This window comes from Yersinia sp. FDAARGOS_228, from assembly GCF_002073315.2.
In the GTDB taxonomy this organism is placed as follows: domain Bacteria; phylum Pseudomonadota; class Gammaproteobacteria; order Enterobacterales; family Enterobacteriaceae; genus Yersinia; species Yersinia intermedia.
This window is the reverse complement of sequence record NZ_CP020409.2, coordinates 4,602,088-4,626,029: the sequence shown is the minus strand read 5'-3', so window position 1 is coordinate 4,626,029 and position 23,942 is coordinate 4,602,088. Positions and strand designations below refer to the sequence as shown.

Here is a 23,942-nt window from a genome sequence, read left to right as displayed (position 1 = left end):
TGATAGATGAGCAATAGCTATCTGGCGTTTCCTAAATTTGATCCGGTCATTTTTTCCATTGGCCCAGTTTCCCTTCATTGGTACGGCCTGATGTATCTGGTGGGCTTTGTCTTCGCCATGTGGCTGGCGGTTCGTCGGGCAAATAAACCGGGTAGTGGCTGGACCAAAGAAGAAGTCGAAAACCTGCTGTATGCGGGTTTCCTCGGGGTGTTTGTCGGTGGCCGTGTCGGTTATGTGCTGTTTTATAACCTGCCGATGTTCCTCGATAACCCACTGTATCTGTTTAAAGTATGGGATGGCGGTATGTCATTCCATGGCGGTTTGATTGGTGTCATCTGCGTCATGTTGTGGTTTGCCCGCCGTACTAAACGCCATTTCTTCCAGGTCGCTGACTTTATTGCTCCTCTTATTCCATTTGGTTTAGGTGCTGGCCGGCTTGGTAATTTTATCAATGGTGAGCTGTGGGGCCGTGTGACTACCGATACCCCGTGGGCGATGTTATTCCCAACCTCCCGTGGTGAAGATATCGCCATTGTTGCTGCCGATCCGGCGAAATGGCAGGCGATATTCAATCAATACGGTGTACTGCCGCGTCATCCTTCGCAACTGTATGAAATGATTCTTGAAGGGGTGGTGTTATTTATCATCCTGAACCTGTTTATCCGTAAGCCGCGTCCGATGGGCAGTGTATCTGGTCTGTTCCTGATTGGTTATGGTGCGTTCCGTATTATTGTGGAGTGTTTCCGCCAGCCAGATGCCCAACTTGGCTTGTTCGATGGCGTGATCAGCATGGGGCAGATACTCTCTGTACCTATGATTCTGGCCGGTATCATTATGATGATTTGGGCGTATCGTCGTCCTGCGCAACAACTTTCGTGAGGTAACATGAAACAGTATCTGGATTTGATGAAAAAAGTGCTGGAAGAAGGCACTCCTAAAGCTGACCGTACCGGTACCGGGACTGTGTCGATTTTCGGGCATCAGATGCGTTTCAATTTACAAGACGGTTTTCCACTGGTAACCACTAAGCGTTGCCATTTGCGCTCCATCATCCATGAGCTGTTATGGTTCCTCAATGGCGATACTAACATTGGCTATCTGAAGGAAAATAATGTCTCCATCTGGGATGAGTGGGCTGACGAAAACGGCGACCTTGGTCCGGTTTACGGCAAGCAATGGCGGGCTTGGGGGGCTGCGGATGGTCGTAAGATTGACCAACTTAGCAACGTGGTAAAACAGCTTAAGCAGGATCCAGATTCGCGCCGTATCATCGTTTCAGCATGGAATGTGGGTGAACTGGAACAAATGGCACTGGCACCGTGCCATGCTTTCTTCCAGTTCTACGTGGCAGATGGCAAGCTTTCTTGTCAACTGTATCAGCGTTCTTGTGATGTATTCCTCGGCTTGCCATTTAACATTGCCAGCTATGCTCTACTGGTGCATATGATGGCGCAGCAATGTGAGTTAGACGTCGGTGATTTTGTCTGGACAGGGGGCGATACACACTTGTATAGCAACCATATTGAGCAGACAAATCTGCAATTAAGCCGTGAGCCACGGGCATTGCCGAAACTGATTATCAAGCGGAAACCGGCATCTTTGTTTGATTACCGTTTTGAGGATTTTGACATTGAGGGGTACGATCCTCACCCAGGGATTAAAGCACCGATTGCTATCTAATCTTTAGGCCGGAGCCGCAATGGCTCCGGTTTTATACCCGTCACCTTTCAAGTTTTAGGGGCGCTGCTCTTGTTATCTGTTCCATCCCTGAAACTCGCTTCTACGAGCCGATTTATCATCTTAATCAACTAATTGTGTTGTCTCTTCGGGGGTAATTAGCCTTATCCTGAGGCCCTTCTACGGCTAGCATCACTGCTGATCAAATCGGTTCCCAACTAACTTGTCTCTCCTTTGCCACCTTCCCGCATCTGGAAATCTATTGAGGATATTTTGCCAAATCCTTTTCTTTACTACATGCATCTTCCCTGCAATAAAAATGCGAGCAGTGCCGCATCGAATTTTGCATTTATGTATCCGCAAATAAAGTTTTGCGTACTTCTTCCAGCTCTTGTCACTAACCTATCGACCCCAATCTACAGATACGTAAACTTGCTGCATGGACACCAATATAAGATTAAAGAGAACCGCCTTTATACGTAATTATTCTCTTAAAAAACAAAAAGGTATCAGCCTTATCGAGTTGCTACTGGTGATTGTGTTAGTCGGTATAACATCACTTTGGGGGGCGCAAAATTGGCACCATTACCGGCAACGGGAAAGGCTCGCAGACAGTGCCCGTCAGTTACTTGCTTTCTTAACACACTTACAGGCACAGGCTAATCGCCGCAACAACACAGAATTGTTGTGGATACAGCAGAACGGGCAGGGCTGTCTGGGACGTGGTGATAAACCTACGATCCCCTGTTCAGCACTCACCGACAGCGTGTTTATTCCACCTTACCCTGATGTCGCTATCGCGACTTCATTGCAAAAAGAAATGGGGTTTTTTGGTGTGAGGAATACGGCACAAGCAGGAAATATCATGCTCAGTAACCCGGCAGGGTCTATCAGGTTAGTTATTTCCAGTAGAGGGCGCTTAAGGCTATGCAGTGAGGGCCAGCCAATATCAGGCATTCATATATGCCAATAATGCTCAGAAATACACCAGTGTCAGCTCGCTGGGGGCTGAAATGTATAACAGGTTTTACGTTACCGGAAATGATGCTGGCATTGAGTATTGGTAGTTTGATTATGCTTGGTGCCACAGAGGTTTTCCCCAAGCTACGCAAACAAATATCAATCTTGCAACAGCACTATTATCTGGAGCTAGCGCTTAGTCAGGTTATGGCTGTGCTGGAAAAAGATCTGCGGCGTGCGGGATTTTGCCATGGCGAGTGCCAGGGAACAGCGGTTACAACCCATCATTATCCCGCAGAAGCGACAAATTCGTGTCTGATAGTTGCTTACGATCTTAATCGAAATGGCCGATGGGAAGGGGAGAAACACCAGGAATCCGAATACTTTGGTTACCGCCTGCGTAATAAAGCATTAGAGGGCCAACGTGGTGAACTGAATTGCTCTGGCAGAGGGTGGGAAAAGCTGCTTGACCCACGAGAGATCACGATAACCCATTTCTCTATTAGCCAATTACCTCAGCAAACATCAAATCAGGTTTATCGGGTGCAACTAGCGGGGCAAAAAACAGGTAACCCGGTCATTCATCATCAGCTTACTTATACGATACGCAGGAATAATCTATGAAGCTGAATCATTTAACGCTGAATCATCAACGGGGGGCCAGCACATTGGCAGCCGTTGCTACACTTTTCGCTCTTGGTTTATTTCTGCTGTCAGCACTACATCGTCAATTGGATAATATTCAACAAATTACATCTGAAGAACAGCACTATTTACGTGCTTTTAATCAGGCAACGTCATCACTGAACTGGGGGATAAGTCAGAATTGGTCATTCAGTTTGCCATGGCGGGCAGGTTCGACATGGTATTGCATTCAGCAGCAGCAATATGGCTTAAAAGCCTGTGTTAAACCGGCATCACTAAGTGGTTTTTTTATTCTCAGAGGAGAGAGCGATCCCCTCGGTGCTCGACCTCCCTTGATACTTTATCAACGCGTCATGCTGAATACTGGCAAAGGGTATTTGGGTCACTATCAACTGGTTAAGGCCGCTCGTGGCTGGTTGGATTTCTGTCCTGATAAGGATGTACAGTTTTGCAATTACTAAAATACGGCAATAGGCACCTGTTGATGAAACGGGGCGACCAATGCCATCCTCGCAACCAACAAGGGTTTAGCCTGCCTGAAGCCTTAATTGCGGCACTGTTTTTCTCCGTTTCGTTATTGGGTGTGTTGCAATACCATCAGGCTCTTTTACAGGGTTTCTCTTCTTTATGGCAACAGCGTCAGGCTTGGTCTGTGCTTCATCAACACATCGACAGCGCAGGGGAAGATAGACCTGATAGGCCATTTATATCAGGAATGAAACCGAACTGGTTATATCGTCAGTCCATTGGCCGAACTGAAGGGGAGTGTGCCGAGCTTCGTTTCACCCTCGCGGTACGGGAAAACCAACCTGCAAAGTTAGCCCGTTGGTTTTGCTCTACGAATGGAAGCGGGTAACAGTATAATTATCCCCATAAATTCGACACTGCTGAGGCTGTAAACAAGAGGATCTTGATTGATGTACAGCCGAGGGATACGGATGAGCAGCTATATCGGTCTTATAATAGAGATAACCTATTGCGCTCACTCATTATCAAGTTAGAGTATTAAGCCTCAGGATTTACCCACAAGTGATAATAAGTTGGTTTAATCATTTATGGCTATTTTCCATAGTGCCTTAAGGGAGTCATCATGTTCACGGTTTATCATTCTAATCAATTAGATTTACTCAAAGCGCTAACGACTGCGCTGATAGAACGAGAGCCGTTGGATAACCCTTTCCAGCAAGAAGTTGTGTTAGTTCAAAGCCCTGGGATGGCACAATGGTTACAAATGCAATTGGCACAACAATTTAGCATTGCCGCAAATATTGAGTTTCCGCTACCCGCAACCTTTATCTGGGACATGTTTACCCGCGTTTTACCCGGGATCCCAAAAGAAAGCGCGTTCAGCAAAGATGCCATGACATGGAAACTTATGTGGTTGCTGCCAGATTTACTGGAAAGCCCGGTATTTTCTCCCATGAAACGCTATTTAAGTGACGATAATGATAAGCGCAAAATCCATCAGCTTGCAGCTCGGGTTGCTGACCTTTTCGACCAGTATTTAGTGTATCGACCTGAATGGCTTGCCAGTTGGGAGCGAGGCCAACCCATTGACAATCTGGACGATGCTCAGCAGTGGCAAGCCAAGTTGTGGGTGGAACTGACGAACTATACCCGCCAATTGGAACAACCCGAATGGCACCGTGCCAATCTCTATCAGCGGTTTATCCGCACACTACTTGAATCGGATTCCTGTCCCGCAGGCTTGCCCAAGCGGGTATTTATTTGCGGCATATCGGCATTACCCCCTATCTATTTACAAGCCCTGCAAGCGCTGGGTAAACATATTGATATTCATCTGATGTTTACGAATCCTTGCCGCTATTTTTGGGGCGACATTCAGGATTATGCTTTTTTGGCTAAATTACAAAGCCGCAAACGTAGACATTATCGCGAATCAATAGAAGTAAATTTGTTCCGCCACCCAGAGCAGGCTAAACAGCTCTTTAATGCGAATGGTGAACAAGAACTCAGTAACCCGCTATTAGCCTCGTGGGGGCGGCTCGGGCGGGATCATATGTATTTATTATCTCAGGTTGATGATATTCAAGAGGTCCATGCTTTTGTCGATATTGACCCTGATAATCTATTACATGGTATTCAGCACGATATGTTGGAGCTGGAGGACCACGCAATTATTGGTACCACTGCGGAATCCTTAGCTCATAGCGACCAAAAGCGTCGATTAGATATCAGGGATAGATCTCTCAGCCTGCATGTTTGCCATAGTCCTCAACGGGAAGTTGAGGTTTTGCAAGATAACCTATTGAATTTATTCTCAACCAATCCTGAACTTACTCCACGCGATGTCATTGTGATGGTTGCCGATATTGACAGTTACACCCCTTATATTCAGGCCACATTTGGTAATGCGACTGGGGAGCGCTATCTGCCGTTTGCTATTTCTGACCGTAAAGCCAGTCAAGCCCATCCGGCGCTACAGGCTTTTATCACTTTACTTGATTTACCCCAGAGCCGTTTCACCTCTGAACAAGTATTGGCCCTGTTGGAGGTCCCTGCTTTAGCCAGCAAGTTTGGTATTACTGAAGATGGATTGCGCCGCTTACGGCAATGGGTGGGGGAATCAGGTATTCGCTGGGGGTTGGATGATGACAATGTGCGGGAGCTATCTTTACCCGCAACGGGTCAGCATACCTGGCACTTTGGCATAACCCGCATGTTGCTGGGTTATGCCATGGATAGCACCGCCGGCGATTGGCGGGGGGTGCTACCGTATGATGAGTCGAGTGGTTTAGCAGCGGAACTCGCTGGGCAATTGGCCGATATGTTGATGCAACTAAGCCAATGGCGGCAGCAATTAAGTGAACCAAGAGCACTCAGCGAATGGTTACCCTTGTGCCGCCAATTATTGGATACCTTCTTCGAACCCGATAATGACACTGAAGCGGTGTTGGTGCTGATTGAACAACAGTGGCAGAAGGTTATCAGCTACGGTATTGCAGCCCAATACCCCGATGTGGTGCCACTTAATCTGTTACGGGATGAACTGGCTTCGCGCTTGGATAATGAGCGCATCAGTCAGCGTTTCCTTGCCGGGCCAATCAACTTTTGTACTCTAATGCCTATGCGCTCTATCCCATTTAAAGTTGTTTGCTTATTGGGGATGAACGATGGTGTTTACCCACGAACACTGCCGCCGTTGGGATTTGATTTGATGGCAAAACAGGTTCGCCGTGGCGACCGCAGCCGCCGTGACGATGACCGCTATCTGTTCCTCGAAGCGCTACTTTCGGCTCAGCAACAGCTCTATATCAGCTATATCGGGCGCTCTATCCAGGATAACAGTAAGCGTTATCCATCAGTGCTGGTCAGTGAACTGATTGAATATATCTCACAAAGCTATCACTTACCGGGTGATGAAATGCTCAATGCTGATGAGAGCGCCCAGCGGGTGATTCAGCACTTACTCTGCTGGCATGCGCGGATGCCATTTGCGGCTGAAAATTTTATTCAACATAGCGAGTTACAAAGTTACGCTGCTGAATGGCTACCCTCTGCTGAGTCCAAAGGGCGACCGCATCCAGAGTTTAATCAGCCATTATCGCCTGAACCCTTATCTGAAATTACACTGGATGAGTTAATTCGTTTCTACCGTCATCCAGTGAGAGCATTCTTCCAGCTCCGGCTAGGAGTGAATTTTGTTATTGAAGAAACAGAATTACCTGATGAAGAGCCATTTACTTTAGATAACCTCAATCGCTATCAGTTTAATACTCAGTTACTAAATGCATTGATAGATGAGGGTGATATCAATAGCGTGTTCGCCCGAGCCCGAGCGGCCGGCACCCTGCCTTATGGATCCTTCGGTGAGCTGTATTGGGAAAGCCAGCAAGAGGAAATGGTGCCATTAGCTGAACAGATTCGTAGCGAGCGCCTTGAGTATCATAGCATTGAGCTAAATATCGAATTGGGTGACATCACCCTTACGGGGTGGATTCATCAGGTTCAGGAAGATGGATTAATTCGTTGGCGTCCTGCGGCATTGACGGCGGTAGACGGGCTTTTATTATGGATTGAACATTTGGTCTATTGTGCTGGCGGAGGTAAGGGGCAAAGCCGGATGTATGGCCGCAAAGGAACAGCATGGCGCTATGATTCTTTGGGTCGTGATGAGGCTCATCACTATTTACAACAGTTAGTCAGTGGGTATCAGCAAGGAATGTGTGAACCGCTGCTACTGCTAAGTAAAAGCGGTTGGGCATGGCTGAGTAACTGCTTTGAACGCGAGTCAGGTCAGATTTTGTGGGATGAAGAAACACAAACTAAAGCCCGAATGAAACTTTTACAAGTTTGGCAAGGTGATCAGCGAGTTGCTGGTGAAGGTGAGGATAGCTATGTGCAAAGGGTGTTCCGCCTGATGGATAATCCACATCTCGACAAGATAATACATGAAACGGAATGTTATTTATTACCGATTGCCCGCCATAATAAGGCGTGAGAACTGCTAATGGCTCGCCAGGCTTGTCAATACCAGAAAGTTGGCTGCGGCTTTGAGCGGTAATTTTGAAGGGGTTAGGGGAGAAAAGGAATGCATAAACAGTTTGCCCGCATCATGGGTATATTTTTCTTATTAGGTTTACTGGCACCTCTGAGTTGGGCCGCAGCGCCTGCATGGCAACCACTGGCAGAAGCTATTCACAAAAGTGAACATGATCTGCGTAAATATCAGGCAATAAAGCTGCCTAATGGTATGACCGTGTTGCTAGTTTCTGATGCGCAAGCACCTAAATCCTTGGCGGCATTGGCGTTGCCTGTCGGGTCATTGGAAGATCCTAATAACCAGTTGGGTTTAGCTCATTATCTGGAACACATGTTATTGATGGGTTCTAAACGTTTCCCAGAACCAGGCAGTTTTTCTGAGTTTCTGAAAAAGCATGGCGGTAGTCATAATGCTAGCACTGCTTCTTATCGAACCGCCTTTTATCTTGAAATTGAAAATGATGCATTGGTACCGGCCGTTGAGCGTTTAGCCGATGCTATTGCAGAACCTTTATTAGACCCTATCAATGCTGATCGTGAACGTAATGCGGTCAATGCTGAATTGACGATGGCCCGCTCGCGTGATGGGATGCGCATGGCGCAAGTTAATGCCGAAACGCTTAATCCTGCTCACCCTAGTGCGCGGTTCTCGGGCGGTAATCTTGATACGCTCAAAGACAAGCCTGATGGCAAATTACATGATGAGCTACTGAGCTTTTATCATCGTTACTACTCAGCCAATTTGATGGTGGGGGTGCTGTATAGTAATCAGCCTCTGGATCAATTAGCACAGTTAGCGGCTGATACCTTTGGCCGGATTCCGAATCGGGAGGCAAAAGTTCCTCCAATTACGGTACCTGCTGTAACACCGGACCAAACCGGTATTATTATTCATTATGTTCCAGCCCAACCCCGTAAACAGTTAAAAATAGACTTCCGTATTGAGAATAATAGTGCGGAATTTCGCAGCAAAACAGATACCTATGTTAGCTATTTGATGGGTAATCGCAGTAAAGATACGTTGTCCGACTGGCTACAAAAACAGGGGCTGGCAGATGCTATTAATGCCGGTGCCGATCCAATGGTAGATCGCAATGGAGGGGTATTCTCTATTTCGGTATCACTCACGGATAAAGGTCTGGCCAAACGTGATGTGGTGGTAGCCGCTATCTTTGATTACATCAAAATGTTGCAAAAAGATGGCATTAAACAGAGTTATTTCGACGAGATAGCCCATGTTTTGAATCTGGATTTCCGTTATCCCTCAATCACGCGGGATATGGATTACATCGAGTGGCTGGTGGATATGATGTTGCGAGTACCTGTCGCACATGTACTTGATGCGCCCTATCTGGCGGATCATTATGATCCCAAGGCTATTGCTGCCCGGTTGGCTGAAATGACACCAGAGAATGCGCGGATCTGGTTTGTCAGCCCTGAAGAGCCTCACAATAAAGTAGCCTATTTTGTTGATGCTCCTTATCAGGTCAATAAAATTAGCCCACAAGAGATGAAAGACTGGCAACAACTTGGGGAGAATATCACCCTGAATCTACCGGCACTTAACCCCTACATCCCAGATAACTTTACTCTGATCAAAGCTGATAAAAATATCATCCGGCCACAGAATGTCGCGGAACAACCGGGGTTACGGGTGTTTTACATGCCAAGTCAGTATTTTGCTGATGAACCGAAAGCCGATATCACGCTTGCTTTTCGCAATCCACATGCGTTGGATACCGCCCGCCATCAGGTGCTCTTTGCTCTGACTGATTATCTGGCAGGTCTTTCACTTGATGAGCTGAGTTACCAAGCCTCGATCGGCGGGATCAGTTTCTCAACCGCGCCTAACAACGGCTTGTATGTCAGTGCTAATGGTTTCACACAGCGGATGCCGCAATTGCTAACCACGCTGGTTGAAGGTTACTCCAGCTTCACACCAACAGAAGATCAATTAGTGCAGGCTAAATCTTGGTATCGCGAGCAGTTGGACGTGGCCGAGAAAGGCAAAGCTTATGAACTGGCAATTCAGCCAGCTAAACTGTTGTCTCAGGTTCCTTATTCCGAACGCAATGAACGGCGCAAATTGCTTGATACTATCAACGTGCAAGATGTGCTGACTTATCGTGATAGCTTGCTGAAACAATCCGCGCTGGAAGTATTGGCGGTGGGTAATATGACGGCTCAGCAAGTTACCGAACTGGCAGAATCGTTGAAAAAACAGTTGGCTTCAACGGGTACCACTTGGTGGACCGGCGAAGATGTTGTTGTTGAGAAGGCTCAACTGGCCAATATGGAACGGCTTGGCAGCAGTTCTGATGCTGCACTGGCAGCAGTCTATGTTCCCACCGGCTATACAGAAATTGACGGTATGGCGCACAGTGCTTTGCTGGGGCAAATTGTTCAACCGTGGTTCTATGATCAGCTACGAACCGAAGAACAACTCGGTTATGCGGTATTTGCCTTCCCGATGTCGGTTGGTCGCCAGTGGGGGCTGGGGTTCTTGTTGCAAAGTAACAGCAAACAACCTGATTACCTGTATCAACGCTATCTTGCTTTCTATCCGCAGGCTGAAAAACGTCTGCGTGAAATGAAACCTGCTGATTTTGAACAATATAAACAAGGGTTAATTAACCAGTTACTGCAACGACCACAGACCTTGGAGGAAGAGACTAGCCGTTACAGTAATGATTTCAATCGTAATAATTTTGCGTTTGATAGCCGCGAGAAAATGATTGCTCATGTGAAGCAACTTAACAGCACTGCATTAGCTGATTTCTTCCAGCAAGCAGTGATTAAACCGCAAGGTCTGGCTCTGCTTTCTCAAGTTAAAGGTCAGGGGCAAACGGCGGGTGGGTATGCGGTGCCTAAAGGATGGACGACCTATCCGACAACATCTGCCTTGCAGGCGACCCTGCCGCAGAAGGTACTGGTTCCATGACATCAATGACTCCCCAGCGGCTAGAGCCGCTGACGCTCCCTTTATACGGTGAGAGGCTGATCGAAGCCTCTGCCGGTACTGGTAAGACATTTACCATTGGGGTTCTTTATCTGCGATTGCTGCTTGGTTTAGGCGCGCGCGCCGCGTTTAGTCGCCCGCTAATGGTAGACGAAATCCTGGTGGTGACCTTTACTGAGGCTGCAACTGAAGAGTTGAGAGGGCGAATTCGCGACAATATCCATGGGTTGCGTATTGCTTGCGTGCGGGGAGTCAGCGATGACCTAATGCATAAGGCTTTATTAGCCGAAATTGGTGATCTGAACGAGGCCGCAGCACAGCTACTTGCTGCTGAGCGTCAGATGGATGAAGCTGCAATTTATACCATTCACGGCTTTTGTCAGAGAATGCTGTCTAATAATGCTTTTGAATCTGGCATTTTGTTTGAACAAACATTGCTTCAGGATGAACAGCCCTTACGCAGACAGGCCTGTGCCGATTTTTGGCGGCGTCACTGCTATCCGCTCCCGTTGGCTGTGGCACGCGCAGTCAGCCAGGAATGGAGTGGGCCTGAGGCATTGCTCAAAGACCTTTCCACTTATTTGCAGGGGGAAACACCAAAATTTCGGCAAGCGCCTGGTGATGATGAAACGATACTCAGTCGGCATCAGCAAATAGTTGTGCAAATTGATGCTGTCAAAGCGCAGTGGCGTGCGGTGGCTCATGAGTTAGAAGCGTTGATTAGCGCATCAGGCGTTGATAAGCGTAGCTACAGCAGCCGATATTTACCTAACTGGCTAGAAAAGGTTGGGATATGGGCAGTGCAGGAGACCGGCGATTATCAGTTGCCTAAAGAGTTGGAAAAGTTTCGCCAATCGATACTATTTGAGAAAACCAAAAAAGGTGCGGCCCCACAACACTCGGTGTTCAGTGCAATAGACAGTATCTTCGAACAACCTTTGACGCTAAGAGATCTGATTTTAGCTCGCGCAATTAGCGAAATACGAACATCTGTCCAGCAGGAGAAACGGCAGCGGGCGGAATTGGGCTTTGATGACTTGCTCAGTAAATTGGATGCAGCATTACAGCAGCCAGGTGGCGAGTTGTTAGCTCAATCTATTCGCACCCGTTATCCAGTAGCAATGATTGATGAGTTTCAGGATACCGATCCCCAGCAATACCGTATTTTCCACACGCTTTATGGTAACCAAAGTGAGTGTGGTTTATTACTGATTGGTGACCCTAAACAGGCTATTTATGCCTTCCGTGGCGCAGATATTTTTACCTATATTCGCGCTCGCTCAGAAGTAAGTGCCCACTATACGCTAGAGACTAATTGGCGCTCCTCTTTCCCGATGGTTCAATCAGTAAACAGGCTTTTTAGTTCGGTTGAAGTTCCTTTTCTGTTTGAACAAATCCCCTTTATCAAGGTGGCGGCTGCTGAAAAAAATAGCCGTCTATCTTTTGAAATTAAAGGGAAAAAGCAGCCAGCTATCTCTTTTTGGCTGCAACCGGGGGAGGGGGTTGGGGTTAGTGAATACCAACAATTGATGGCCCGGCAGTGCGCCAGTCAAATCCGTGACTGGCTGGTGGATGGGCAGAAGGGGTTGGCGCAGTTAGTGACAACGGCAGGCTCCAGACCGGTTCAGGCATCTGATATTACTATTTTGGTTCGTAGCCGGGCAGAAGCTGCTTTGGTCCGCGATGCACTGAGTGCTCTGGCTATCCCATCGGTTTACTTGTCCAATCGCGACAGTGTGTTTGATACGGCGGAAGCCAAAGATCTATTGTGGTTATTGCAGGCCGTGTTGGCCCCAGAGCAGGAGAGAGCCTTACGCAGTGCGATGGCAACTGGGATGCTGGGATTGGATGCACAGATGTTGGATGCATTGAATCACGATGAGCGCGCCTGGGATACGCTGGTCGATGAATTCGATGGTTATCGTCAACATTGGCAGCGCCGTGGTGTGCTTCCTATGCTGCGGGAAATTATGGCACAGCGCCATTTAGCTGAAAACTTGCTGGCGACCCCTGGTGGAGAACGTCGGTTAACAGATTTGCTGCATTTGGGGGAGCTACTACAAGAGGCTGCATCACAACTTGATAGTGAGCACGCACTAATCCGTTGGCTGGCACAACAAATAGCGCAACCAAATCATCAGTCGGATAACCAGCAATTGCGTTTGGAAAGTGATCGTCATTTGGTTCAGGTGATTACAATTCATAAATCAAAAGGGTTGGAATATCCGTTGGTTTGGCTCCCTTTTGTCGGTAATTTCCGTCAGCAGCAGGACGTGCTATATCACGATCGTCATAGCTTTGAGGCTCTGCTTGATCTGAATGCTGATGAAGAGAGCCAGTCTTTGGCGGAAGAAGAGCGGTTGGCAGAAGACTTACGGTTACTCTACGTTGCTCTAACCCGTGCGGTTTATCATTGCAGTATCGGTATTGCACCACTGATTAAAGGCGGGCGGAAAAAACAGGGCGAAAGCGACATGCACCTTAGCGCTTTAGGTTATTTGGTTCAACATGGACAAGCTGGCGACGCGCAATATTTGGCTGATAAGTTGGCCGAGCTAACCGCTTCTTCTGGCGGTGACATTGCGGTCTTACTGGCGGAACGTCCTGATGCTACAGCTTGGCAGCCTCGGCCTGAAATTTTGCCAGAACTCGCCGCACGTCAGTTTAACCGACAAATGCATGACTTTTGGCGGGTTACCAGTTATTCCGGCCTACAGCAGCATGGTTCTAAATCGCAGGCTCTGAATATCCCTTTACAGGAGCTATTACCACGGTTAGATAGTGATGCCGTCGGTGAACAAGCACTCATCACCGCAGCCGATTTAACGCCCCATACCTTCCCCAGAGGGGCCGCACCGGGGACTTTTCTACATGATTTACTTGAGCCATTAGATTTTAGCCAACCTATTGAACCGAACTGGCTAGCGGAGCAATTGCAGCAACAGGGTTTTGGCGAGCAATGGTCGCCAATGTTGTATCAATGGCTAAGTGACATTATGCATGTCCCCCTTAATGATACGGGCGTAACCTTGGCGGGATTGACGCCGGATAGCAAGCAGGCGGAACTACAGTTTTATTTGCCAATCGATACCTTGCTACGCGCTAATCAATTAGATGCCTTAATCAAGCATTATGACCCGCTCTCACGCCAGTGCCCGGTGCTAGATTTTCAGCAAGTCAGAGGGATGCTTAAGGGCTTTATTGACTTGGTATTCTGCTGGCAGGGTAAATATTACTTACTAGATTACAAATCTAATTGGCTAGGGGAAGACAGCAGCGCTTATACCGCACAATTGATGGCTCAAGCGATGGCTGAGCATCGTTATGATCTGCAATATCAGCTATATACCTTGGCTTTACATCGCTATTTACGTCATCGTTTAGGCAATTATGACTATCAACGTGACTTCGGTGGTGTCATTTATCTCTTCTTGCGTGGTGTCGATAAACAACATCCAGGTAACGGCATATTTAGTTGTCGTCCTCAACAGGGGCTGATTGAAGGAATGGATTGTTTATTCAGTGGCAATGAGGTTGTTCTACTTTCAGGTCACGAAAGTGGTACTGCTCAGGCAGATGAGGATTCATCAATATGATGGCTCTACTGGACCAAGCGGTTCGTGACCACTTACTACGCCCTCTGGATGTTCAATTTTCTCGCATGATTGCAGGGGATGATGGCCCCATGCTGCAATTGGCAGCGGCTATTCTCAGTGCCGAAGCGGGAGCCGGGCATGTGTGTCTGCCATTGAGCTATCTGCAACCAGAACAACTGTTTGGTGGGCGGCAGGCTGGATTATCTCAAACATTATGGCAGGCTGCTGGTGCTCCAGATCTGTCGCGTTGGATACAAGTATTAAATAATTCTCCGGCGGTCAGTGATGGCTCATTGCCAACGCCGTTGGTTTTGCAAAATGAACGATTGTATCTTCAACGGATGTGGCAGTACGAGGGGGATGTGGTGCGGTTTATTGCCAGTGACAATACCGCTTTATTCGTTAATGAAGCCAGGGACGTTAACGAAAACCTGTTAACAGAGACACTGGACCGCCTATTTGGTCGGTCAGGCACTGAGATTGACTGGCAGAAAGTGGCCGCCGCAGTTGCTGCTACTCGCCGTATCTCGGTGATTTCCGGTGGGCCGGGAACAGGGAAAACCACCACAGTAGCCAAGCTATTAACTGCGCTGATACAGCTTAGCCCAGGGCAACGTTTACGTATCCAGCTTGCCGCCCCAACCGGTAAAGCTGCTGCGCGGCTGACTGAGTCATTGGGGAATGCCATCCGCCAGCTCACACTTACAGACGCCGAGCGCAAGTTATTGCCCGATCAAGCATCCACTCTGCATCGTTTGTTAGGCGCTCAACCAAACAGTCAACGTTTGCGTTATCACCGAGGTAATCCATTAAATCTTGATGTGCTGGTGGTAGATGAAGCGTCGATGGTGGATTTACCCATGATGGCGCGGCTAATTGCCGCTTTGCCCGCTAAAGCTCAAGTCATTTTCCTCGGGGACCGAGATCAATTGGCCTCGGTTGAGGCCGGGGCGGTATTGGGGGATATATGCCGCTTTGCTGAGTTGGGTTATAGCAAGGCCCGTGCAGAACAGTTAGCGCGGCTGACAGGATGCACATTGGCCGGAAATATACCGATTGGAGCAGTACCGACGGATACGGTCAATGTACGTGACAGCCTGTGTTTATTGCGTAAGAGCTATCGGTTTGATGAGAAATCGGGCATCGGTCAGCTCGCTTTAGCGGTTAATGCAGGTAAGTATCGGGATGCATTATCAGTATTTAAGGGTGCATATTCAGATGTTGAACATTTTTCTCTAACTGATTCGGATGACTACCAACGGTTGCTGGAGGATTGCGTTGCGGGCTATCAGCATTATCTCCAATTGGCAGCCACAGGTGCCCATGCTGCGGATGTGCTGGCAGCATTTGGTCGTTATCAATTGTTATGTGCATTGCGAAGTGGGCCATTTGGTGTCAGTGGTTTGAATGAGCGGATTGAACAATTGTTGCATCACAAGAGGTTAATTGAGCGAGCCCCAGGCCCAACTGGGCGTTGGTATGCCGGTCGGCCAGTGATGATCGGGCTTAATGACAGTGCGTTAGGCCTCTTCAATGGTGATATTGGCATTGCTTTATATGACGGCGAGGGAGAACTACGGGTGCATTTCCAGTTACCGGATGGCAACATAAAATCGGTACAACCCAGCCGTCTTCCCAGTCATGAAACGGCTTATGCCATGACTGTTCATAAGTCTCAAGGATCAGAGTTTGAACATACCGCACTGGTATTACCAAATACCTTTATGCCGGTATTAACGCGTGAATTGGTTTATACCGCGATAACCCGCGCCCGCCAGCGTTTAACACTGTATTGCAGCGATACGGTGTTAAGCAATGCGATACGCACACCGACACTTCGTCTGAGTGGGTTAGTGGATCGTTTGAATGCGTTGACATGAGTTTACGCTTGCTGCTTGGCGCCACAAAGAGTGAGTTATGCAGACCATTAATTGGTCTGGCAAGGGGGCCGCGGTTTGCGACCTCCCTGTAATGCTCATTATGTGGGGAATAAATTAAATAAGTTCTGATAGATAATTAGGCTCAATATCTACAATCAATACATACAGCGACAGTCGGTACAGCTACAAATCAGCCAGCAGGATCTTTGAGCGCCGTTGATAGTTATACAGTTCCTGCTTCTGAATCGGTAAAACCTCTACTTCGGCAGGTGTAAAACCGCGTTCTTGGAACCAGTGAATACTGCGTGTAGTCAGTACAAACAGCTTTTTAAGCCCCATCTGCCGAGCTTGGTCAGCAACGCGCTTTAGTAGCATTTCCCCCCGTGAAGAACTGCGATAATCAGGATGTACCGCCACGCAGGCCATCTCACCTATTTGTTCTTCAGGAAACGGATAGAGCGCTGCACAGGCAATCGTCAAATTATCCCGTTCAATAATCGTGAACTTGTCGATTTCCATTTCAAGCTGTTCCCGTGAACGACGCACCAGAATGCCTTGCTGTTCCAGCGGGCGAATCAATTCAAGTATGCCACCAATATCATTGATGGTAGCGCGGCGCACTTGCTCAGCACTTTCCATAACGATCTGGGTACCGATACCATCACGGGAGAATAGCTCTTGTACCAGTGCTCCATCCTCCTGATAGCTCAGTAAATGGCTCCGGCGTACACCGCTGCGGCAAGCTTTCACCGCGCCACGCAGAAAACGCACCGTACCGGAGTTGTAATCACCCTCTTGTTCCAGATCTTCAATTCGTTTTTGAGCATCATTCGGGAACAGCTCAGAGATAATATTACCTTCACTGTCAGTCACCCCTTGGGATGAGCAGAAACCGATCATCTTTTCTGCTTTTAATTTGATAGCTAACTGTGTGGCAACTTCTTCAGACGTGAGGTTAAAGCTCTCACCGGTCACCGATACTGCAACCGGGCCTAATAACACGATTGCGCCATTATCTAATTGACGGTGAATTGCCTCTTCATCGATACGACGAATACGCCCGCTATGACAATAATCCACACCATCATCCACACCCAGCGGCTGAGCAATAATGAAGTTGCCACTGACTACATTAATATGCGCACCTTGTAACGGGGTATTATTGAGACTCATTGATAATCTTGCAGTGATATCCAACTGCAATAGGCCAGCCGCTTGCTTCACCATTTCCAGCGTTCGAGCATCCGTTACCCTGGTATGTTTGTGATAAATAGGTTCGTAATGATGCTGTGCCAAATTGCTGTCGATCTGTGGGCGCGCACCGTATACCACGACCAACCTGATCCCGAGGCTATGCAACAAACCTATATCGTTAACGATATTAGCGAAGTTCTCATGCTCAATCGCCTCGCCACCCAACATGACAACGAATGTCTTGCCACGGTGCGCGTTGATATAGGGAACTGAGTGGCGAAATCCCTGGACCAGTTCAGTACTACGTTCCTTCACGGCAGACCCTCTTTGAATTTTTATTCGATATTTTTGTATTTTTATTCTTTTTTGACCAAGATGGCAAGCACCAAATCACTATCAAATGCATATCTATGGTGTATCTGTATTAATAAATTGAATAACATAAAAAATGTTTTTCTAATGACAGCGTGGGATTGATTCGTTAAAGTTTTTGCACATAATTTTTTTTGTGCGTTTTTTATTCATATTTTGGTAGTTACTTTGGAGTTACATGGCAGATTCAAATCATAATCCTGGGCGTCGCCGTCTCTTGCAAGGTGCTGCTAGTGCCTGGATGCTGAGTGTCAGCCGAGTTGGATTTGCTGCTTCCTCACAAATTATTGCAGTCCGGGTTTGGCCCTCGTCAACCTATACCCGGGTCACGTTGGAGTCCAATACTCCGCTGAAGTATCGCCAATTCGCCCTTACCAATCCTGATCGTATTGTGGTTGATATTGAAGGTGTCCATTTAAATAGCGTCCTGAAACAGATAACTAATCAGGTTCAGTCTGGTGATCCTTATCTGAAGCAGGTCCGAGTAGGGCAGTTTGATAAAAATACTGTCCGGTTGGTTTTGGAGCTGAAGCAGAGCATCAGCCCCCAGTTATTTACTCTAAAGCCCTTTGCTGAATTTCGAAATCGTTTAGTGGTGGATTTATATCCCACTCAAGGCAGCACCTCCGCTGAGGACGACCCATTATTGGCATTATTGGAAGATTATAATAAAGGCGACGTGGAACGTAATTTACCCGCAGAGACACCAAAAGCAGGTAAAGCAGGGCGTGATAGGCCGATAGTTATCATGCTGGACCCTGGTCATGGCGGGGAAGATCCCGGTGCTATTGGTCGAAATAAAACCCGTGAAAAAGACATCGTGCTACAAATTGCCCGTCGGTTACGGGCGTTGATTCAGAAAGAATCCAATATGCGGGTATTTATGACCCGTAATGAAGATGTCTTTATCCCATTGAAAGTACGGGTGGCGAAGGCTCGTAAATTGCGAGCAGATTTATTTATTTCAATTCATGCGGATGCATTTACCAGTCAGGCAGCCAGAGGTTCCTCAGTTTTTGCGCTATCAACCAAGGGTGCAACCAGTACCGCCGCGCGTTTCCTGGCCCAGACACAGAATGAGGCCGACCAGATTGGTGGTGTCAGCAAAAGTGGTGATCGCTATCTGGACCATACCATGATTGATTTGCTACAAACGGCGACAATCAATGACAGCCTGAAGTTTGGCAAAGAAGTGCTGAATCGTATGGGGAAAGTTAATAAGCTGCATAAGAACCGTGTCGATCAGGCGGGGTTCGCTGTATTGAAAGCACCGGATATACCTTCAATTCTGGTTGAAACCGCGTTTATCAGTAATCTGGAAGAGGAGCGCAAGTTACGTACCAGCCATTTTCAGCAGCAAGTTGCAGAATCTATTTTTGCTGGCATCAAAGCATATTTTGCTAATGGTGGAGCGATGGCACGGTTGTAATTGGGCGTGGTATAGATAGGGGCGGGGGCAGTATAGCCCTTGCTCAAGGCCATTTTTTATTGAACGGTAGAAACAAAAAAACACCCTTAAGGGTGTCTGATGTTGATATGAAAATGATTAAGAATTGGTTGCGGGGGCCGGATTTGAACCGACGACCTTCGGGTTATGAGCCCGACGAGCTACCAGGCTGCTCCACCCCGCGTCCGTCTTAATTCTATTTTCTATCTTACTATTGCTTTTTATTACTACTTTTATTACTTAACAGTGTAATTGGTTGCGGGGGCCGGATTTGAACCGACGACCTTCGGGTTATGAGCCCGACGAGCTACCAGGCTGCTCCACCCCGCGTCCGTCACTACACTCTTTATTTACTTCCAACTGCTATTCTTACTTAATTCGTCTTAACTTTCAAGACTATCGAACGACATTTGATACTGCTGGTAGCCAATATCGGTTGGTTGCGGGGGCCGGATTTGAACCGACGACCTTCGGGTTATGAGCCCGACGAGCTACCAGGCTGCTCCACCCCGCGTCCGATTGAGCGCACTATACTCTGGATGAGATCTGTTGCAAGTAGTTTTGCCACTTAATTAGGGTAAATAGGTTTTTTCGATTAATTTATCAACTATCTGTTTTCTTTTTCCCCATAACGGGGCAGGGGATTTTTTTCCACCTGCTGATTCCTTTATCTATAGGCGTTTGTTATCGTTCGCGGGTAGATAAAATGAGTAAGAGAAGGCGTGAAATGACAAGTCGTTGGGGCAAATACCTACTAAGTGGAATAATGATCGCTGTTCTGGCGGGGTGCCAATCGCGGCCAACCGATCGTGGGCAGCAATATAAGGATGGGCGTCTGGAGCAATCACTGGAACTGGTGAATGAACCAAACGCGACAGGTAAGCCAGTTAACGCAAAAGATTTCTCTGATCAGGTGAAAGTGATTAATCAATCCTCACCGGGTCTCTATAACCGCAATAGTAATACATTCAATGCGGTAGAAAACTGGATGTTGGCAGGGGCCGATACCAGTAAGTTAAGTTTGTTTGGTTTGAATGCCTATCAGATGGAAGGCGTAGATAATTTCGGTAACGTACAATTTACGGGCTACTACACTCCAGTGCTCCAGGCCCGCTATACGCCACAAGGTGAATTCCGCCACCCACTTTATCGGATGCCTGCTAAAGGAAAGCGCCGTTTACCTGATCGCGCTGCTATATATGCAGGAGCATTGGATAACCGTAATTTAGTTATCGCCTATACCAACTCGCTGGTAGATAACTTTATGATGGAAGTGCAGGGCAGTGGCTATGTTGATTATGGCGATGGGCGACCACTGACCTTCTTCGGCTATGCAGGTAAGAATGGTCATGCTTACCGCAGTATTGGCAAAGTGCTGATTGATCGTGGTGAAGTAGCGAAAGCAGACATGTCGATGCAAGCCATCCGCCACTGGGCTGAAACTCATAGTGAAGCTGAGGTCAGAGAGCTTTTTGAGCAGAATCCGTCCTTTGTGTTCTTTAAACCAGAAATGTACGCGCCAGTGAAAGGGGCCAGTGCGGTTCCCTTGATTGCCAAAGCGTCAGTTGCGTCTGATCGTTCCTTGATTCCACCAGGCACCACATTATTAGCTGAAGTGCCTTTGCTGGATAATCAGGGGAAATTCACCGGTCAATATCAGATGCGCTTGATGGTGGCATTGGATGTTGGTGGTGCAATTAAAGGTCAGCATTTTGATATCTATCAGGGCATTGGCCATGAAGCTGGGCAGGCTGCTGGGTTCTACAATCATTATGGCCGGGTTTGGGTACTGAAAAATGCCCAAAGTAGCGGGCCGCTGGTTACCGCTTATCAAGGTAATAAAACAGTAGCGTCAGCCGGCAATGGTTCATCATTATTGGTGAGTAATAAGGGTCAGTAATCTTCCTTATTACCTGCAATTGCCGGTATACGCTAGGTTTCACTCTTTATCAGGCGGCCAATTGGCCGCTTTTGTCTTCATATAATCGATATTATTAACGTCATTTCGAAGCAATTAAGGTAATACATTGATGAACACAGCCTTTTCCGAAGCTTACCAACAGCGGTTTGGTGGCATAGCACGTCTATATGGCCAACAGGCGTTGGAACTGTTTTCGCAGGCTCATGTCTGTGTCATTGGTATCGGCGGTGTCGGCTCATGGGCGGCGGAAGCGCTGGCACGCACTGGTATCGGTGCGATTACGTTGATTGATATGGATGATGTTTGTGTTACCAATACCAATCGCCAGATCCATGCCTTACGGCACAAGGTCGGGCAAGCTAAAACGGAAGTGATGGCGGAACGTATTTTGGCTATCAATCCTGAATGTCGCGTGACGTGTATTGATGATTTTATTACTGCGGATAATGTTGCGGAGCTTTTAAATAACAATTTCAGCTATGTCATTGATGCAATTGATAGTGTGCGCCCTAAGGCTGCACTACTGTCCTATTGTCGCCGCTATAAAATCCCCGTCGTCACCACCGGTGGTGCAGGTGGGCAGATCGATCCCACACGTATTGAGGTCGTTGATCTGGCAAAAACCATTCAGGATCCGCTGGCGGCCAAGTTACGTGAAAGGTTGAAAAGTGATTTTAATGTGGTGAAAAACAGTAAAGGTAAGCTGGGGATTGACTGTGTTTTTTCCAGCGAACCATTGGTTTATCCGCAGGTTGATGGATCGGTCTGTGCCTCGCGCAGTACGGCAGAAGGGCCAAAAAAAATGGATTGTACTTCAGGCTTTGGCTCGGCAACCATGGTTACCGCTACATTTGGTTTTGTCGCGGTGTCCCATGCATTGAAGAAAATGATGGCGAAAGCTGCCCGTCAGGCGAAATAACGCTTACGCTACATATTGGGCTGCGATAGCTTTCACGCCTTGCGCCAGCGCCTGTAAACCACTGGCGCGTGAGGTGCTTAGCTGCTGGCGTAGCCCTAACTGCTCAAACAGCGCCAATGGGTCTTCTGCTAATACCTGTTGTGGGGTTTTACCTTCCACCGCAGTCAGAATAACGGCCAGTAACCCACGAACAATACGGCCTTCACTGTCACCATAAAAGTGTAAACTGCCATCTGGCAGGCGCTGATGCCCCAGCCAAACTCGATTTTCACATCCTGTTAGCTCCAGTTCATTCTGTTTTAGTGGTTCCGGTAATGACGGGAGCTGTTTTGCCAGCAAAATCAACTGACGATAACGATCTTCCCACTGTTTATGAACGCTGAATGTCTCCAGCAGGTTAGTGGCGGTAATATCGTGACCAAAAGGGTGTGGGGCAATCATCATCTTCTCAATTAGACCGGCAGTAATTGGGCGAAATTATCATCTGTTAGTCCCTAATCTTGCAATAGTTCCAGAGCCTTAGCTATCGCGCTACACAATATATCAACATCGTTCTCGGTATTGTAAGGTGCAAATGATGCGCGCAGGCTGCCCTTCACCCCTAATGCGGCCATGAGTGGTTGTGCGCAATGTTGCCCGGCACGTAGTGCGATGCCTTGTTCGGCCAATAACGTCACTAAATCGCTATGGTGCACACCATCGAACGTAAATGCCAATAAACTGGATTGCTGGCAACGGAAGCTGCGAAAACCCGGTAATTTAGCCAGCTTATTCTCTGCCAATGTCGCTAAATTTTGGCTATAGGCTTCTGCTTCTGCCAGATCAATATGTTCGAGCCAACTAAGAACGGCAGAGAAACCAATGACGCCAGCAATATTCGGCGTACCGGCTTCAAAGCGGTATGGCACCTCATGAGACGTAAATCCACTGAAGGATGCATGAGTGAGCATTTTACCACCGCCCTGCCAGGCGGGCATCTTATCGAGTAATTCAGATTTCCCGTACAGCACGCCTATGCCGGTCGGTCCATAGAGCTTGTGGGCTGAGAAAGCATAAAAATCAATATCTAGCGCTTGAACGTCTGCTGGGTTATGCACGACACCCTGTGCACCATCCACCATCACTACGCAGTTATATTGATGGGCAAGTTCGATTGCCTCAGCTAAGTCAGGACTACCACCCGTGATGTTAGACATCTGCCCCAGCGCCAATATGCGCGTTTTATCATTAAGCAAATACGGTAATTGCTGTAGGTCGGGTAGATGATCAGCCCCAATGGGCAATTTAACCACTCTGGCCCCTGTCTGCTCTGCAACCATAAGCCAGGGGATTAAGTTGGCATGATGTTCAGCTTCACTGACAATAATTTCATCCCCTGTTTGCAGGCGAGGGCGGGCATAACTTTGTGCGACCAAATTAATGGCTTCGGTAGTGCCTCTGGTCCAAATAATATTGTCTGCCGTTGGCGCATTGATAAAGTCGGCTACTTGTTGGCGAGTTTCTTCAAAACGAACTGTCAATGACAATGCTGATTGATGTTGGCTGCGGTGCACTGTTGCGGAGTCTTGCTGATAAAACTGTTGTGTCGCCTCAATCATCGCGTGGGGCTTCAGAGCCGTTGCCGCACTGTCCAGATAGGTTATTTCATCACTAATAGCCGGGAATTCCTGACGAAAATCCGTGGGATTAAAAGCCTTCATACCGTTATTCTCATTTTTTGGGTTACTTCGGAACTGTCTCATTTTGGCTCGTTTTGTTCATAATTCGTCCGCTAATGACCTGGTTCGGTGGAAATATGTCATAAGAGGGTTATGCTGAATAGTAACGGACATAACCATTTGTCTGGTAATGGAAATGAGTTTTTCAGCA

Annotated in this window: 16 protein-coding genes and 3 tRNA genes; 13 read left to right on the top strand and 6 right to left on the bottom strand. The window is 47.6% G+C overall.

Going from position 1 to position 23,942, the window contains the following annotated elements; genetic code table 11:
* Positions 1–6 precede the first annotated feature (6 nt).
* From lgt to recD, 10 genes are all read left to right on the top strand, one after another.
* Complete coding sequence (lgt, locus tag A6J67_RS21640) at positions 7–879, top strand: prolipoprotein diacylglyceryl transferase (protein ID WP_005185825.1); 873 nt, start codon at positions 7–9, stop codon at positions 877–879.
* Between the two features lie 6 nt (positions 880–885).
* Complete coding sequence (thyA, locus tag A6J67_RS21635) at positions 886–1,680, top strand: thymidylate synthase (protein WP_005185822.1); 795 nt, start codon at positions 886–888, stop codon at positions 1,678–1,680.
* Between the two features lie 436 nt (positions 1,681–2,116).
* On the top strand, positions 2,117–2,650 hold the full coding sequence (locus A6J67_RS21630; protein ID WP_050297316.1) for a prepilin peptidase-dependent protein: 534 nt from the start codon (positions 2,117–2,119) through the stop codon (positions 2,648–2,650).
* Positions 2,641–3,261: a prepilin peptidase-dependent protein gene (locus A6J67_RS21625; RefSeq protein ID WP_032906527.1), complete on the top strand. Its 621-nt coding sequence runs from the start codon at positions 2,641–2,643 to the stop codon at positions 3,259–3,261. Before A6J67_RS21630 ends, A6J67_RS21625 begins: the two co-directional genes overlap by 10 nt.
* A complete protein-coding gene (locus A6J67_RS21620; protein ID WP_050089055.1) occupies positions 3,258–3,743 on the top strand; it encodes a YgdB family protein in 486 nt (161 codons plus the stop codon). The genes A6J67_RS21625 and A6J67_RS21620 overlap by 4 nt, the downstream gene beginning before the upstream one ends.
* 23 nt (positions 3,744–3,766) lie before the next feature.
* Complete coding sequence (locus tag A6J67_RS21615; RefSeq protein ID WP_005185811.1) at positions 3,767–4,138, top strand: prepilin-type N-terminal cleavage/methylation domain-containing protein; 372 nt, start codon at positions 3,767–3,769, stop codon at positions 4,136–4,138.
* A 234-nt stretch (positions 4,139–4,372) separates the two neighbouring features.
* A complete protein-coding gene (recC, locus tag A6J67_RS21610; protein ID WP_050297317.1) occupies positions 4,373–7,744 on the top strand; it encodes an exodeoxyribonuclease V subunit gamma in 3,372 nt (1,123 codons plus the stop codon).
* Positions 7,745–7,834: 90 nt separating this feature from the next.
* Positions 7,835–10,726, top strand: coding sequence for a pitrilysin (ptrA, locus tag A6J67_RS21605; protein WP_050297318.1), 2,892 nt, complete (start codon positions 7,835–7,837; stop codon positions 10,724–10,726).
* Positions 10,723–14,340 carry an exodeoxyribonuclease V subunit beta gene (gene recB / locus A6J67_RS21600; protein WP_042569226.1) on the top strand — a complete coding sequence of 1,206 codons (3,618 nt, stop codon included), beginning with the start codon at positions 10,723–10,725 and terminating at the stop codon, positions 14,338–14,340. Before ptrA ends, recB begins: the two co-directional genes overlap by 4 nt.
* A complete protein-coding gene (gene recD, locus A6J67_RS21595) occupies positions 14,337–16,220 on the top strand; it encodes an exodeoxyribonuclease V subunit alpha (protein ID WP_032906522.1) in 1,884 nt (627 codons plus the stop codon). The genes recB and recD overlap by 4 nt, the downstream gene beginning before the upstream one ends.
* 183 nt (positions 16,221–16,403) lie before the next feature.
* Here the strand turns inward: recD and argA are convergent, their stop codons facing one another.
* On the bottom strand, positions 16,404–17,729 hold the full coding sequence (gene argA / locus A6J67_RS21590) for an amino-acid N-acetyltransferase (protein ID WP_032906520.1): 1,326 nt from the start codon (positions 17,727–17,729) through the stop codon (positions 16,404–16,406).
* A 235-nt stretch (positions 17,730–17,964) separates the two neighbouring features.
* Between argA and amiC the strand changes: the two genes are divergently transcribed.
* On the top strand, positions 17,965–19,215 hold the full coding sequence (gene amiC / locus A6J67_RS21585) for an N-acetylmuramoyl-L-alanine amidase AmiC (protein ID WP_005185800.1): 1,251 nt from the start codon (positions 17,965–17,967) through the stop codon (positions 19,213–19,215).
* A 125-nt stretch (positions 19,216–19,340) separates the two neighbouring features.
* Here amiC and A6J67_RS21580 read toward each other — a convergent pair.
* From A6J67_RS21580 to A6J67_RS21570, 3 genes are all read right to left on the bottom strand, one after another.
* Positions 19,341–19,417: transfer RNA gene (locus tag A6J67_RS21580), tRNA-Met, on the bottom strand.
* A 69-nt stretch (positions 19,418–19,486) separates the two neighbouring features.
* Positions 19,487–19,563 (bottom strand) — tRNA-Met (locus A6J67_RS21575).
* A 107-nt stretch (positions 19,564–19,670) separates the two neighbouring features.
* A tRNA-Met gene (locus A6J67_RS21570) sits at positions 19,671–19,747 on the bottom strand.
* Between the two features lie 213 nt (positions 19,748–19,960).
* Here A6J67_RS21570 and mltA point away from each other — a divergent pair.
* Together mltA and tcdA are read left to right on the top strand one after the other, a co-directional pair.
* The gene (gene mltA, locus A6J67_RS21565; protein ID WP_032906519.1) at positions 19,961–21,133 is read left to right on the top strand and encodes a murein transglycosylase A; all 1,173 of its coding nucleotides are present in this window, start codon (positions 19,961–19,963) and stop codon (positions 21,131–21,133) included.
* Positions 21,134–21,263: 130 nt separating this feature from the next.
* A complete protein-coding gene (gene tcdA, locus A6J67_RS21560; RefSeq protein ID WP_005185795.1) occupies positions 21,264–22,073 on the top strand; it encodes a tRNA cyclic N6-threonylcarbamoyladenosine(37) synthase TcdA in 810 nt (269 codons plus the stop codon).
* A 3-nt stretch (positions 22,074–22,076) separates the two neighbouring features.
* On the opposite strand, the gene csdE is transcribed toward tcdA, so the two are convergent.
* Together csdE and csdA are read right to left on the bottom strand one after the other, a co-directional pair.
* A complete protein-coding gene (csdE, locus tag A6J67_RS21555) occupies positions 22,077–22,517 on the bottom strand; it encodes a cysteine desulfurase sulfur acceptor subunit CsdE (protein ID WP_005185791.1) in 441 nt (146 codons plus the stop codon).
* Between the two features lie 50 nt (positions 22,518–22,567).
* Entirely contained in the window at positions 22,568–23,773 is a 1,206-nt protein-coding gene (gene csdA, locus A6J67_RS21550) for a cysteine desulfurase CsdA (protein ID WP_042570098.1), read from the bottom strand.
* Between the last annotated feature and the right edge of the window lie 169 nt (positions 23,774–23,942).